At 40.8% G+C, this 15,779-nt stretch carries 9 protein-coding genes; 5 read left to right on the plus strand and 4 right to left on the minus strand.

From position 1 onward, the window contains the following. Positions 1–82: 82 nt before the first annotated feature. Entirely contained in the window at positions 83–2,764 is a 2,682-nt protein-coding gene (locus OQ279_RS05875) for a phosphoenolpyruvate carboxylase (RefSeq protein ID WP_266068913.1), read from the minus strand. A gap of 204 nt (positions 2,765–2,968) precedes the next feature. Here OQ279_RS05875 and OQ279_RS05880 point away from each other — a divergent pair, with 204 nt between their 5' ends. The 3 genes from OQ279_RS05880 to OQ279_RS05890 all read left to right on the plus strand — a co-directional run bounded on the left by OQ279_RS05880 (position 2,969) and on the right by OQ279_RS05890 (position 7,241). Beyond that, positions 2,969–3,475, plus strand: coding sequence for a cupin domain-containing protein (locus tag OQ279_RS05880; protein ID WP_266068914.1), 507 nt, complete (start codon positions 2,969–2,971; stop codon positions 3,473–3,475). 196 nt (positions 3,476–3,671) lie between these two features. Further along, on the plus strand, positions 3,672–5,231 hold the full coding sequence (locus tag OQ279_RS05885; RefSeq protein WP_266068915.1) for a glycogen synthase: 1,560 nt from the start codon (positions 3,672–3,674) through the stop codon (positions 5,229–5,231). Positions 5,232–5,702: 471 nt separating this feature from the next. Then, positions 5,703–7,241: a SulP family inorganic anion transporter gene (locus OQ279_RS05890; RefSeq protein WP_266068916.1), complete on the plus strand. Its 1,539-nt coding sequence runs from the start codon at positions 5,703–5,705 to the stop codon at positions 7,239–7,241. 368 nt (positions 7,242–7,609) lie between these two features. Here OQ279_RS05890 and OQ279_RS05895 read toward each other — a convergent pair whose 3' ends face one another. From OQ279_RS05895 to OQ279_RS05905, 3 genes are all read right to left on the minus strand, one after another. Continuing rightward, on the minus strand, positions 7,610–8,347 hold the full coding sequence (locus tag OQ279_RS05895) for a hypothetical protein (protein ID WP_266068917.1): 738 nt from the start codon (positions 8,345–8,347) through the stop codon (positions 7,610–7,612). A 131-nt stretch (positions 8,348–8,478) separates the two neighbouring features. After that, positions 8,479–9,222 carry a LytR/AlgR family response regulator transcription factor gene (locus OQ279_RS05900; RefSeq protein WP_266068918.1) on the minus strand — a complete coding sequence of 248 codons (744 nt, stop codon included), beginning with the start codon at positions 9,220–9,222 and terminating at the stop codon, positions 8,479–8,481. Beyond that, on the minus strand, positions 9,222–11,219 hold the full coding sequence (locus tag OQ279_RS05905; RefSeq protein ID WP_266068919.1) for a tetratricopeptide repeat-containing sensor histidine kinase: 1,998 nt from the start codon (positions 11,217–11,219) through the stop codon (positions 9,222–9,224). The genes OQ279_RS05900 and OQ279_RS05905 overlap by 1 nt, the downstream gene beginning before the upstream one ends. A gap of 443 nt (positions 11,220–11,662) precedes the next feature. Here OQ279_RS05905 and OQ279_RS05910 point away from each other — a divergent pair, with 443 nt between their 5' ends. Both OQ279_RS05910 and OQ279_RS05915 read left to right on the plus strand, forming a co-directional pair. After that, positions 11,663–13,096 (plus strand): TonB-dependent receptor, encoded by a 1,434-nt coding sequence (locus OQ279_RS05910; RefSeq protein ID WP_266068920.1) that lies wholly within the window; start codon positions 11,663–11,665, stop codon positions 13,094–13,096. Between the two features lie 163 nt (positions 13,097–13,259). Then, positions 13,260–15,755, plus strand: a complete 2,496-nt coding sequence (locus OQ279_RS05915) for a glycogen/starch/alpha-glucan phosphorylase (protein ID WP_266068921.1) — start codon at positions 13,260–13,262, stop codon at positions 15,753–15,755. Positions 15,756–15,779 lie beyond the last annotated feature (24 nt).

Genomic DNA, 15,779 nt, shown 5'->3' on the forward strand with positions numbered 1-15,779 from the left:
CTGATATTATTTAGGGATAAGGTTCAATAACTTTAGAGACAGCCTTATATGCTTCTTCAGAAGTAAATTACTTCAGAATAAATCAACCGGTATTTTTTAGTCCGCTGGCAAGTGCAGTGGTAATCTGTAACAGATGCGTTACCAGTTTATCATCTTTTGTGCTTCCTTTTGTTTTTCTCCATTCCTCTAGGTTCTTTATTTGCAGGCGGTGAAGGGAAATTAAAGCATCATTACGACGGTTAAGGTTGTCTAAGAGACTTTGCCTTCTTTGTTGCCTGCTTCGGTCAAACATGGCTTCAATCTCCTGCAGGCCATTAGTGTGTTCAGCCTTAATTGTATCGGTGAGCTCGGTTCTTACGCGCTCATCTTTTACAAGAGAGGCATAAGCTTCCATTACTTCGGGTTCGGCGTTCATAATGTTAGTTTCTACCTGTATCAATATGTACCTCAGGAAAGGCCATTCCTGTGAAACTTCTCTTAGCTGCCGGTAGTAATCTGGATTATCAGATTTCAATTTTTGTAAAGCATAGCCTATTCCAAACCAGCCGGTAATGTTGAACCTGGACTGGTTCCAGCTAAACACCCACGGGATTGCCCGTAAGTCATTGAGCGTTCTTGTACCGGTACGTCTTGCAGGACGGGAACCAATTTTGCTCAATTCCAGTACATCTATTGGAGTAGCCTCCCCATAGAAATTGAGGAATGCCGGGTGGGCGATAAGCTCCTGATATCTCTCTTTGGAATATTCGGCCAGCTGCCTCAAAGCATCAATTGGATAGTTCTTCTTTTTGGCCGGGTACATCCTGTTGCCTGTTTGCAGCGCAGATCCAGACAACAACATTTCAAGGTTGTAGGTGGCTGTAAGCAAATTGGCGAACTGCTGTGCGATGGTCTCTCCCTGTACAGTAAGTTTCATTTCACCGCTCATACTTCCTGAGGGCATACTTTCAAGGAAACGGTGGTATTTACCGCCCCCCCTGCTTATTGTCCCTCCAATACCATGGAAGAACCGTAGTTCTTTACCAAGCCTGTCTGCTGTTTCGGTGAGGGTTTTCTCGGCACGATAAATATTCCATCGGCTGGCAATGATACCTCCGTCTTTGTTACTGTCACTGTACCCCAGCATTACTTCCTGTGGACTTTCACTGTGGTTGGAATAAGCCGGATGGGTGAGGAAGCTTTCCAAAATTTCTCCGGAAGCTTTTAGGTCATCTATGGTCTCAAATAACGGAACCACCTGAAAGGTCTTCCTGTCAATACCAACTTCCCTAAAGAATAGGTAAACTACCAGAAGGTCGCTCAATTGCCGTGTCATACTTACAATAAAGGAGCCCACTCCGTGCGGCCCATATTTATCGGTATGTTTTTTAACCACTTTATAGCTGTCCAGCACCTGGTCTGCTTCTGGTCCAAAAGACCGTCCTGTAATAGCAAACGGCCGCTCATGCTGTAGTTCTTCAGAAATGAATTTTATACGTTCTTCTTCAGTCCAGCTGCGGTAATCGGTAAGATCAGGAAATGCCACTCGCAGTATCTGTTCCATTGCCTTGTCGTGAAATTCGCTGTTTTGTCTTATGTCAAGTCTTGCGAGGTGAAAACCAAAGCATTCTACCATGCGCTGCACGGGGAATAGCAAATCATCAACAATACGTTTTGCACCAATTTCCAGGAGGCTGTCTTTAAGCAGTGCCAGGTCTTTCATAAGATCTTCGGGGCGCCTGTAGCTGTTTTGAAGGTCATCATCTATCCTGGTGTGCTCCAGCTTGAGGGCAATAAGGCTCACAAATTGTCGCCATGGCTCGTGCGGATTACGTTCAAGGGCTTTGGTGCCTTCTTCTGCCAGGCTTTGAGCCATTTCTTCAATGGCCTGCTGTAAAGGTTTGGAAGCTTTATTGGTGATCCCTGAGAAGCTCATGCCTGCGGCGAGATGCTCCAGTTGCTCGTGCACCAGAAGAAGAGCCGATTTACGGTGTTCTGTCAGGGTAGATTTTGTAACAGAGGCGGTCACATAAGGATGGCCATCACGGTCTCCACCTACCCAGGTTCCAAATTGCAGGCCGGGAAAGCGAAGCGTTTCAGGATTAAAGCCCATGTTGCTCCAGCTTTGCTTAAGCTGAATATCACTCTTTTTTAATACCTGTGGAAAAACTTTGCTGAAGTAGTGCATTACATTACTTCTTTCCATTTCTACAGTGGGCTTTTTGAGGTACACCTCGCCGGTGCGCCACCATCTTTCCAGAAGGGTTTTAATATCCTGGGCTATAATGCTCCTTTCGGTAAAAGAATAGGAAGTGTTTTCCAGTTTTATGAGGTTGAGGTATATTTCCCTGTGCAGCTCAAGAATGGAAATCCTTTTAGTTTCTGTAGGATGTGCCGTAAGAACCGGAATTAATTTCACCTTGGTGATGATCTCCTGCATTTGATGTTCACTAAGGCCCTGGGACTTCCAGCGTTGAAAGGTCTCGCTCCAGGAACCGCGAATAGATTCCATCCCGTTGCTGTCGGTTAGTTTTCGGCGGTATTGTACTGCGGCATTTTCTTCTACCAGGTTCATGAGTTGGAGATAGATGCTAAGCACCTGGATCTGCTTTTCTTCGAGCGCAAGATTACTGGAAAAAGCATCCTTGAGATCCTCATGTCTGGTCAATAAGCTGGCAAGTTCATGCTCTCCCAGATCCTTGAGGACCTGCTGGAAGCAATCTGTAAGAAATTGCATGTCCTGCTCAATTTTAGTAAATACTTTCGTATTAGGGGTATTGTTCATTTTCATAGGGTTTTTGAGTACTCTATTTGAACTCCCAATTTAGGAAATTGTTAACGATTTTTGGCCTTTTTGGTCGACAAAAATTTCCTTTGCTGCCTTTATTTACAGGCTTTTTCGGAATAATGGCAGTGACCACAATTGCGAAAACGTTATAGGTGTTTCCGTTAATTTTGTTACCTTTTAAATAGATAAAAAAGACTTTCTATGAAGACCGAAACATATCATTTTAAAGATGACGGATCAATTCCGAATAATAAATTTCCTGTCATTATATATAAAGGTGTTTTTTCAGCAAGAGGAGATGAAGCAGCACAGTGGCTTGAAAAGAAATTTGCTGAAAACAACTGGAAAAATTCGTGGAGAAACGGAGTTTTCGATTATCACCATTACCACAGTAACACTCATGAAGTCCTGGGAGTGTATTCGGGAAAAGCTTTGCTGCAACTGGGGGGCGAAAAAGGGCAAAAACTGAAGGTGTTTGCCGGAGATGTGATTATAATTCCTGCCGGGGTAGCTCATAAGAATCTTGGAAGCAATGATTTTTCAGTAGTGGGTGCCTATCCCGAAGGAAGGTCGCACGACATGAACGTAGGGAAACAAGAGGAACGCCCACAGGCAGATGAAAATATTGCAAAAGTGCCAATTCCGAAGTTTGACCCCATAGAAGGAAGGGAAGGTGCATTAATAAAAATTTGGGACACACCTAAATAATTCTTTTTTATTGATTCTGAGATGAATATGACGTGCTTTAGAATTCATTTTGCCGCATCACACGAAATAATTACGACTAAAACGATTGAAGCAACAATTTTTTAATACTAATTTAACCTTTTGATATGCTGATACTTAGGGTTTAAGATTTACTTTCGTTCAGATCAAATTACGTAAGTATTTAAGAGCGCTATATATGAATAATTTTCTTTTTGTTGCTTCAGAGAATGATGCCATTGCCAACTGTAAAGTAGGAGGGGTAGGAGATGTTATTCGCGACGTTCCAAAACAGATTTCAGAGCGTGGAGATCGGGTGCACGTTGTGGTTCCATCTTATTCCAGGCTCCACGAAAGTGGAACTTTTAAGGCCTCACTTCAGCTAAATTTACGCGGAATATCTTATACCGCACAACTCTATGAGGTGCCGGCCAAAGAAGAAGATAAGAACATTAGCCACTATGTAATTCACCACCCCGAAATAGAAATGGGAAACCTTGGGGGCATTTACCATCATGATCCCTTTGAGCCCTTTTACAGTGACGTTATTAAATATACCATCTTTTGTACAGCGGTTGCCGAAGCAATTAAACAAAAGCACTTCGGAAAGCTTGATATTGTGCACTTGCACGACTGGCATTCCAGTTTATTGTTGTTCCTAAAAAATTATCATCCGCAGTATTCCTGTCTTAAGAAGAACAGGTTTGTTTACTGTATACACAACCTGGCATTACAGGGAATTCGGCCGTTTGAAAATAATTATTCTTCCCTGCAAAACTGGTTTCCGCAACTCGAAATAGATCGTGAAGCTTTGAAAGATCCAAGGTATGCCGATTGTTTTAACCTTATGGCTATTGGAATAAGATATGCCGATGCTGTACATACCGTTTCACCTTCCTACAAGCAGGATGTGCTTTTGCCCAGCGCTGCTCCCGAATTTATTGGTGGTGAAGGCTTAGAAAATGATTTAAGACAGGCCGACCGCGAAGGTCGTTTTCACGGTATTCTCAATGGATCAGATTATCGTCCTGAAACCCTGGTGAAAAAAAACCGGTTGTTCCCCAATATTGCTACTGCCATCTTTAAACAACTTCAGAAGGAACAGGACAGGGAAAAAGCAGCTTTTTTGGCACATACAGGAGAGAAGATCGTTCCTTTTCTGAAGAAAAAACCAAACTTTATAAGTGCCAGTGTGGCGAGGCTTACTGAACAAAAGTTCTATTTCTTTAAGCGCTCTCCCGAAGCTCTTTTGGAAATTCTTGACAGGCTGGAAGAAGTCAATGGTATTTATGTACTTCTTGGTACCGGAGCGGCCGATTATGAGCAGCTGTTGCGGGATATAAGTTATAAAAGAAAGAATTTCATTTTTATCAATGCCCAGTGCGAGCAGGTGGTGAATTCTATCTATAGAGATTCTGACCTTTATTTTATGCCAAGCCTTTTTGAACCTTGCGGGATTAGCCAAATGCTTGCCATGAGAAATGGGCAGCCCTGCCTGGTGCACCATACCGGCGGACTTAAAGATACGGTACAGCACGTGCACACAGGTTTCGCCTTTGATGGCAAAACCTACGATGAAAAAGTCTATAACATGGTAGAAAGTTTTAAAGAAGCTCTTTACTTCTTTGAAAATGATAAGACTGTGTGGAAACAGATAGGCCTCAACGCCCGTAGAATGCGATTTACCTGGAAGAAATCTGTAGATGAATACTATAAACTTCTTTACACATTCAATCCTGCCGACGTAAGGGTAGCCTGATGAAAATTTTGGGCTAAAAACCTTTTCAGTTTAGGGTTTTATAATTTTTCCTGATAATTTCAGAAAAGCAGTTTTCTTTTCCTGAGTTTATCAGGAATTTTTTATTGCTGTGGAGCAAATTTCAGGTTTTAAAAAAGGATTGTGAAAATGCCATTTTTGGAACCTTAGCATAATTCAGCTTAAATTTTAGGAACTGGTTTTCAGTAGATTTCACTAAAACATGAACTCATATTTTATATTTAGTATTTTTTCTTCCTCCGAAAACCTTATAGGTATTTTAATGCCTCAATCTTTTTCTATTAATTTTTGTTAGTACCCAGAAAAGTATATTTTTGCCGCCTCTTATGACGAGCACAAAACAAATATCCGTTTCACCGGTTACTCCGCCCTGAGATAATTTTCCTTCTCACTTTCCTCCCTTTTTGACATGGGGAGTCCTTTTCTATTATTAATTTTTTTGACAACATTTAGATGAAAAAGATCTTCAACCTGTTTGATTTTTCACAAAAAGTAGATTACAAAATTGAAATTCTTGCGGGTCTCACTGTAGCACTCGCGCTTATCCCCGAAGCTGTTGCTTTTGCGATGATAGCCGGACTTTCTCCTTTAACAGGGCTTTACGCAGCTTTTGTTATGGGGCTGGTAACTTCTATTTTGGGTGGTCGCCCCGGAATGATCTCTGGTGCCACAGGAGCAGTTGCCGTTGTAATTGCTGCTCTGGCCGTATCGCACGGGGTAGAATATGTTTTTGCTACCGTAGTTTTAGCCGGAATTCTGCAAATTCTGGCAGGAGTTCTAAAGCTTGGAAAACTAATCAGGATGGTGCCGCATTCGGTGATATTCGGGTTTGTGAATGGCCTGGCCATTATCATCTTCACCTCTCAGTTAGACCAGTTCAAGACAGTTAACGAAGCAGGAGAACTTGTTTGGATGACTGGCGAAAGTTTGTACATCTTGCTGGCACTTGTACTACTTACCATGGTTATCATCTGGGGATTACCAAAGCTTACAAAGGTATTTCCATCTTCGCTTGCCGCAATTCTGGCAATTTTTGGCATTGTGGCACTTCTGGGAATTGACACCAAAACCGTGGGAGATATCGCATCGATAAAAGGAGGGTTCCCACCGTTTCACATTCCAATGGTGCCGTTTACATGGGAGGCTATCGTTCTTATCTTTCCTTATGCAGCAATAATGGCTGGGGTAGGACTTATTGAAAGCCTGTTGACTCTTAACATTGTTGATGAGATCACCGAAACCCGCGGCAGTGGAAATAAAGAGTGTGTGGCTCAGGGTACTGCCAATATTTTATCGGGCTTCTTTTCTGGAATGGGAGGTTGCGCCATGATTGGTCAAAGCCTTATCAACGTTTCTTCGGGTGCAAGAGCACGACTTTCAGGAATTATTGCAGCGGTAATGCTACTTGTCTTTGTGATGTTTGCCGCAGATGTTATTGAGCTTCTTCCTATGGCAGCGCTTACCGGCGTAATGATCATGGTTTCGATAGGTACTTTTGAGTGGGCAAGTTTGAGAACTTTCCGTAGAATGCCCAAAAGTGATGTGCTGGTAATGGTGCTGGTAACTTTTGTGACGGTAGTACTTCACAATCTCGCACTGGCAGTGCTGGTGGGAGTAATTATTTCGGCCCTGGTCTTTGCCTGGGACAATGCTAAGAGAATCCGTGCCCGTAAATATATGGACGATAAAGGCGTGAAACACTACGAGATTTACGGACCGCTTTTCTTCGGAAGTGTGGCTGCTTTCAATGAGAAGTTTGATGTGCTTGGAGATCCTGAGGAAGTGATTATCGATTTTTCTGAAAGCCGGGTGGTAGATATGTCGGGGATTGAAGCTTTAAACAAGCTTACCGAACGTTACCTGAAACAGGGTAAAAAACTGCATCTTAGGTATTTGAGTCGGGACTGCCGGCAACTTCTAAGAAATGCCGATGAGATCATAGAGGTAAATATTCTTGAAGATCCCACCTATAAAGTGGCTGTAGAAAGGTAAAATATTTTCAATTTCTCTCTCTCTCTCTCTCTCTCTCTCTCTCTCTCTCTCTCTCTCTCCCTAATATAGAGGCGCTTTCATCATTCAATTCAGAAAGTTAACAAGCGCAATTTTATACAAGTTTAGAAGCAGGATAGCAGTGTTTATCATACTAATTCCTCTGAGGCTAGCCTCAGAGGAATTAGTATGATAAAGTTCAATTTACAATCCCATATAAAAATCCACTCTTTCATTAATCCAAACTTGATTTCAGGTTTAATCAAATTTTGAAAATAGACTAATGCTTCCAAAAATTCGTATGATCTAAAGGAGTAAATAATTTAAGCGTGACCTTATTTTAGGTTCTAAAATGCTTCTTTATTTTACTCTTAGTTGCTCATTTCAGGATTCAGTTTATAGATATAGGACCATCTTTGCTTAATCGTATCAAACCATAAATTCCATAATTCACGTGCTTTTTCTTCTCCTACCGCATCTGTGTAAATTTTTGCCGGACTATCTTTTTTGATGTCAATGTCAGCGTATCCCATATAAGGTTCAACCACCATGAAATTTGGTGTATCGGGTGCTCCTAGTTGAAAATTGAACCAAAGGCCACGGGGCAAACCTTCCTTCTCCTTTATAGCATTAGTCACCTCACTTATAACTTTTTTAAAAGTACTTTCATTATGTACTTTGTAGTAGGTTACCCATATATACTTTATGTTCTCGGGAGTACTTCTGCTAACCTCTGGTAGTGTGCTGGCTACTCTGGTATTTACTTTTTCGATGTGAGGCAGAATATGATTTAACAGGGCTATGTAGCATTCGTTATCTACCTTATCTTTTTTTTCCATTTCCGCCCAACTTGAATTTCTGCCAGTCATGATATAAACCCTTCCTTCTCCCTGCTGCCTGAACCACATACTCCATTTCTCCTTCCCATTATGTTTGAGATAACAATCTTTCCATTTTTTCACCCCTTCTATAAACCGGGAATTGTGTCCCTGTTTAACTGTGATTTCTGTAGTATGCAGAATTTCACTTCCTCCATTCTGTGCAAACAGCACATCCATTCCCATTGTTGCAATAAGAGCTATTGCAATAAAAATTTTAATTGTTCTCATGATTTTTTGTTTAAGGATTAATAATCAGTTTTAATAGTCTTAAGTAACTGATTATCATGGGTAATGGAAATCGATGTAGGACTAAGGCATCAAATTGCTGTCCGAAAAGGGAAGATTAATAAACGAAGGGATTATATGGTTTGTAGCCGCTTAAGCAGCTCCTCTTTTGAAGGTTTACTAACAGGAATAACTTTTCTGCCTATAACTATATGGCTGGTGGCTACTTCCTTGACCTGGGAGATATTGATGATATAGGAGCGGTGAACCCGAAGGAAATGCTTTGAGGGAAGTTTTATATCCATTTCCTTTAGGGTAATTACCACTAAATACTCTTTGTTTTTTGTAAAGATGCGGCAGTAGTTGCGTTCGGCTTCAATAAAAAGAATGTCCTCAATGCACACTTTAACCATTGAATTCAAATGCCGTACAAAGATGCAATCGCTCAAAACAAAACTTTCATCTCTTTGATATACTGGATTTTTACTTTCTTCATTTTTGTAAATTGTCTGGCTGATGGTCAATTCAATAGCCCGCTGGAGATCCAGCTTCTTAAATGGTTTTGCAATAAAGCCGTAAGGGTGGGTATCTTTAGCACTGTTAAAGTGGGCATCATCAACATTGGCTGTGAGGTAGATCACTGGAATGTCCTGCTTCTTTTGTATAAGACGTGCAGTTGCTATGCCGTCTAAATGGCCTTTTAAATTGATGTCCATCAAAATGATATCGGGCGGGTTATCGTTTACATGTATAAGCGCTTCCTCCCCGCGTGGTATAATCCCCATCACCTCATACCCCAGCTCGCTAAGTTGGAGAGAAATATTTGCGGCGATGACCATTTCATCTTCCACGATCAATAATTTAATTTTTTCGCTCATTATGCACTTTTCTGAATACTAAAATCAAACGCTACCCGGGTTCCCAAATCACTATATTCCTGCATTTTACCATTTAGTTGCCGCGTAAGTAATTGTATTAATTGTGAACCAAATCCGGTGCCTTTAGGAGCAACTCCTGCAGTCTTACCTATTCCGTTATCTCTCACTTCGAGCTTTAAATTATAATTGCTGTCCTTTTCAAGACTAATATTAATAACCCCCCGTTGATCTTGTGGAAAGGCATATTTGAGTGCGTTGGTAAGCAGCTCATTGACAATTAAGCCAATAGGAACTGCAGTATCAACATCCAGTTCGAGGTTGTCCATTGCACATTCAATTTTGATGCGGTCTTCAGCATTAAAGGAATCCAGGATTCCTTCACTCAGGTTTATGAAGTAATCTTTCATTTCAATACTACCAAGATTTGTCCCCTGATATAATTTTTGATGAATGATCCCCATAGACTGCACCCGGTTTTGACTGGCAATCATGGCTTCCTTAGTGGCAGGGTCTTCTATTTGAGCTGACTGCAGGGAGATTAGGCTTTTTACCATTTCCAGATTATTCTTTACGCGATGGTGTATTTCTTTTAGGAGCAGCTCGTTCTCTGCGTTACGTTTATCCAACAATACATTTTTATGGGCCAACTCATCATTTAGTGCTTTTAGCCGCTTATTACGGCTTTTTTTAAGCCTGAAGTTATGATATAATAGCCCCAGTACTAAAGCCGCAATAAGCAGGATAGTAAGATAAATAGTTTGTTGTTGTTGTTTAGCACTTAGCAGTTCGGCCTGGTCTAAAATATCTTCCTGTAATTCATTCTCACGAAGACTCCTTTCGTTTCTTTCTACTTCAATGATATCATTAGCCTCAGACCATGCAATGTAGTATTCAAGAGCTTTTTTGTAATCGCCCTTCTGTTCATGCGCACTGTATAATTTGTTGAGAAAATATGCAGTATTTGCTTTTGTATTAATTGCTATCGATGAATTTCTGGCTTTTTCATAATAGTCAATTGCTTCATTATAATTGTCTTCAGCCATGTATATGTCTCCTATCCGGGAATGTGCAAATTGGTAAACATCAATGGTAGTGAGATTATATTCTTCTAATAACTGGATGGTCTTGTTTAAATAATCTTTTGCTTCTTCATATTTTTCCCTCCTAATGAGGTTGTTGCCCATTGAATAATAGTACCAGGTGTGATGGAAGGGATTACCAACCTCAGGCAGGAGCTTTCCCATTTTTTGTACGTAATAGTCACTTGAATCAAGATTGGATTCGGAATAATGGTAGGATAAAAGTTTATACGCAACAGCAAGGGCCTCATTTCTTTCAGGATAAATTGAGGTCTGATATCCTATCATGCTCTTTCTTAAATATTGAAAAGCTTTTTCCTGCTCTTCTGGTAAACCATATTGAGAAAGAAATCTGCCTTTGTCTTTCAATATTTTAAGCTGAATTTCAGGCCGTTTATCATTCTCCAGGAGGTTCAATGCTTTCACGAAAAGCTCCAGTCCCTCTTTTGGTTCTCCTCTTATAATTTTAATTAAAGCCCAATTGATTAACAGGTCATATCCCAACACTTTATCTTTCTTGCTTTCCGGAATATTTTCATAATAAGACCAACCTATAGGTGCCAGAGAATCTACCACATTAAAATTGTGCGACCTATTAGCTCTGTCTGTAATATCACGATATAAATTAGCCAAACGTTCATATTGTCGAGGTTTGCTGTTCTGGAGTAGTTGCGCGGCCTTATCAAAATAATAAACAGTACTGTCCCGGTTAAAGTGGGGCATTTGTTTAAACCATAATGCCTTGTCCTGGTAAGTTCTACTTAATGCAGCAACTTCATTAGGGGAGAGTTTTTGGGAAACTCTTAATTCAGAAATCCTTATTTCACCTTTTGTGGTTTGGAGACTTTGGGGAAGTGCACTCATATATAAGAGCAAAGCAGTAAACCATATATAAGATCTAATAATCAAGTTTATCATTGCTTTGCCTGTTAAATTGATTAATCAATATTCATAAGGCTCTAATTTTATTGCTTTTGGCACCAAAAACTGAAGCCGTAATAACCGTAATAATTGATATGGTTTATTTTATAAGTAGGCATTGGATAATTTTGGAGAGTAAATATTATAGTAAATGGAAATATACGACAATCTTTAATGAAAAAAGACGTTTATTTTATATAAGTTATTGAAATACAGAGTATTTAATTGTTTGGAGCCAGTAGTTGGTAATAAAATTGATTTTTTTAGAAATAGGTTCCCAATATAATAAGATTCACTTCTTTTTCAGGCATTCCAACTTATAGCCCTGGCCGAATCTTAAGAAATTCAGCATCATTTACTTCTATTCTGAAATAAGCTTGTCAAAAATTCACTTTTTACCAGATTTAATTCCTAAATTAAAATCAAAAGTAATTTTTGATATGAAATCCAGAGATGTAGAAGATTTAGAGTTCGATCCTCTTCCCTCGATAATGAATAAAGCGCTTCGCGTAAACCTCAATGAAAATATCTACGGCACCTTTGCCGAAATTGGTGCGGGGCAGGAGACCGTGCGTAATTTTTTTAGAGCGGGTGGCGCATCGGGTACCATTGCGAAGACTATGAGTGCCTATGATAAGGATTTTAGCGACGCGATATACGGCATTGAATCTGATGCGCGCTATGTGACCGAGGCAAGATTAAAAAGTATGCTCAGGTATGAGACCAATCTTCTTGAACAAAGAATTTTGAGGGAGAAACATCCCGATAAACTCTTCTTTAGTTATGCCAATACAGTTGCTACTATAGATTTTGCCAAGAAATATAAAGGCCACGGCTGGTTGGGGATTAGATTTCAGACTAAGCCAGAAGAAGAATTCAGTGAGATTATTATTCATGTTCAGTTTCATGAGAATAATGCCGGGCTACAGCAAATCACGCTGGGCACTATGGGCACAAATTTGATCTACGGTGCCTTTTATCAGTATGATAAGCCTAAGGTGCTTTTGCAACATTTGTATGATCATCTCAACAATGACCAGGTAGAGATTGACATGATCAATTTTACAGGGCCTGTTTTCAAAGATGTTGACAATCGCCTTATGAGTCTGCAGCTGGTAAAGAATGGGATGACCCAGGCCGTTATGTTCGCTTCAACCGGAAACAACGTACTTCCGGCCAATGAACTTTACAAAAAGAATATCCTCACTCTTAGAGGTAGCTTCAGGCCTGTTACCAAAGTGAATATGAACATGTTTGAACAATCCCTCAAATTGTTTCTGAATGAAAAAAAGGTGAGTGAGGAAAAAACTGAAGTCATTTTTGAAATCACTCTTTCCAACCTTAGGTCTGAAGGAGATATTGATGAAAAGGATTTTCTGGATAGGGCCGATTTGCTGGGGTCTTTAGGACAAATGGTAATGATCTCTAATTTTCAGGAATACTATAAAGTTGTAGAGTATTTCTCTCAATACACGGCCGAAAGAATGGGGCTCACCATGGGAATAAATACATTTTTGGCACTGTTTGACGAAAAATACTACCGGCACCTTAGCGGAGGGATTCTCGAAGCTTTCGGAAAATTGTTCTTCCGCGATCTGAAGATCTACCTGCACCCGTTAAAAGATCCCGAAACAGGTGAGATCATTACCAGTAACAACCTTAAAGTACATCCACGAATGAAGGAGTTGTTCAAGTTCTTCAAAGACAATGGCAGGGTGGTGGATATTACAGACTACGATCCCGAAATCCTCGATATCTATTCCAGGGAAGTACATCAAATGATTGTAGACGGGGAACCGGGCTGGGAAGAGATGTTACCGCCAAAGACCACAGCGATGATCAAGGAAAAACGACTCTTTATGGCGCAGGAGTAAATCTACAGCCTGTCAAAAATGTCATTTTTGACATCCTTTTCTTCAGAAGAAATTTCAGGATCAGCAGAGATGGTTTCACCTAAAAAGTCCTAAAGTTATCTTATAACTTAGTTTTTTGTGTCAGCATATTTCAATTTTTTCTTATTTTTTGGAAAAAGCAGCTATGAAAAAACACAATAGATCTATAGAGAGTTATTTTGAGTCAATAGGTGCCGGAGCCAGTGATGTTGGCCTGAGTAAAGAAGACATAAAAAAGGCCTTTTTACATAAACTTTTCTATCATCTTGGAAGAGTACCTGCCTTAACAACTCCTAACGACCTTTATACTGCTATGGCCCTAACCATACGTGACAGGGCGCTGCGGAAGTTTGTAAGGTCAATCGAAGAGTTCACCCAACAAGATGCGCGCGGCGTCGCTTATTTATCAGCCGAATATCTCCCCGGGCCTCACCTGGGAAATAACTTACTCAATCTTCACATTGTAGAGGAAACAAAAGAAGCTTTAGCCGAACTCGATCTTGATCTTGATGAGATCCTGGATCAGGAAGGGGAACCTGGATTGGGTAATGGCGGCCTGGGCAGGCTGGCATCCTGCTTTATGGATTCCCTGGCAACCCTTGGGATACCTTCTATTGGGTACGGTATTAGGTATGAATTCGGAATTTTTAAGCAGGAGATCAAGGAAGGTTGGCAAATGGAAACTACAGATAAGTGGCTTCATAGTGGCAACCCCTGGGAAATTGTGCGTCCCGAAATTTCTTATGTTGTAAAATTTGGTGGCAGAACCGAGCACCGCACCAATGGGCAGAACCGATATGAAGTAGACTGGTTGCCCGACTCTGAGATCAAAGGTACTGCCTACGATACCCCCATTTTAGGTTATCAAAGTAACGGCATCATCATGCGTCTTTGGAAGGCTGAAGCTGTAGAATCCTTTGATTTTTCTGTCTACAACATAGGCGATTACTATCGTGCGGTAGAGAAGAAGCTGCGTTCTGAGAATATTACCAAAGTACTTTATCCTAACGATGAAAATCTTTCAGGAAAAGAATTGAGGCTTAAACAACAGTATTTCTTTGTATCCTGTTCTTTGCAGGATATGATAAGACTTCATACAATGCAAGGTAGAAAACTGAAGAAGTTTCATGAGAAATTTGCTATTCAGCTTAATGATACCCACCCTTCAATTGCGGTGGCCGAGCTAATGCGTTTGTTGGTAGATGAGCATGAGATCGAATGGGATGAGGCCTGGGACATCACCCGGCAAACCTTTGCTTATACCAATCACACCCTGCTGCCCGAGGCTCTTGAAAAGTGGACGGTTTCCCTCCTCGGAAGAATACTGCCACGGCACCTGGAAATCATTTACGAGATAAACAGCCGCTTTTTAGAAGAATTGAGAGATAAGGGTTATAGTGGTGACCAAATTGCCCGTATGTCTCTTATAGATGAGCAGGGAGAGCCTTCAGTGAGAATGGCCCACCTCGCAACAGTAGGAAGTTTTAAAGTGAACGGTGTTTCTGAACTGCACTCCCGGCTTTTAAAGTCACAGGTGCTGAATGATTTTGCCGATTTATGGCCCGGTAAGTTTACTAATGTTACCAATGGGGTGGCACATCGCCGGTTTGTGGCAGTGAGCAATCCAGGTTTAGCCAATCTTATTTCAGAAAAAATCGGCTTCGGGTGGCTAACAAATCTCAGCAGTCTTAGCGAACTGGAGAAATTTGCCAAAGACGAAAAGTTTCAGCAGCGATGGAGAGATGTAAAACTTCAGAATAAAACAGCTTTAACCCGGTTTATTGAAGAGCAAACCGGGGTGAAGGTAGATCCTGATATGCTCTTTGATGTGCAGGTGAAAAGGATCCATGAGTACAAAAGGCAGCACCTCATGGTGTTGCATATCATTGATCTCTACCTGCGGATCAAAGATGGAAAAACAGAAAATATAGCCCCTTCTACTTTTATTTTTGCCGGAAAAGCGGCACCCGGCTACTTTCTTGCAAAACTGATAATACGTCTTATCACAGCTGTGGCTGATCTTGTGAATGACGATGAAGAGGTGAACAAGCTTATTAAAGTGGTATTTCTGCCCAATTTCAATGTCAAACAGGCCCAGAGAGTCTATCCCGCTGCCGATCTTTCGGAACAGATCTCGATGGCAGGTAAAGAAGCTTCGGGTACAGGAAATATGAAGTTTGCGCTTAACGGGGCGTTAACCATAGGAACTCTTGATGGGGCAAATGTAGAGATACGGGAAGAAGTGGGGGATGAGAATTTCTTTTTGTTTGGTCAAACTACCGAAGAGATACAGCAAACCAGGCGTGAAGGTTACCGGCCTTATCAGTATTATGAAGAAAATGAAAAAATAAAAAGGGTTCTGGACTTTTTGGTGTCGGGAGAACTTGCGAATGGCGATAAAGACCTGTTTAAACCTCTTTATCATAATTTACTCCAACAGGATCCTTATCAGCTTTTAAAGGATTTTGATTCGTATTGTGCTAAAAAAGAGGAAGTTTTTAAAGTTTGGAACGATCAGGAAGAATGGACTAAAAAATCTATTCTGAATGTGGCCAGAATGGGTAAATTCTCTTCAGACCGTTCTATTCAGGATTACTGTGATAGAATATGGCAGGTAAAACCAGTTAAGATCCAGGAATAATTTCAGCAGAAAAAGAAGGGGTCG

It is taken from the genome of Salinimicrobium profundisediminis, assembly GCF_026241755.1.
Classification (GTDB): Bacteria; Bacteroidota; Bacteroidia; order Flavobacteriales; family Flavobacteriaceae; genus Salinimicrobium; species Salinimicrobium profundisediminis.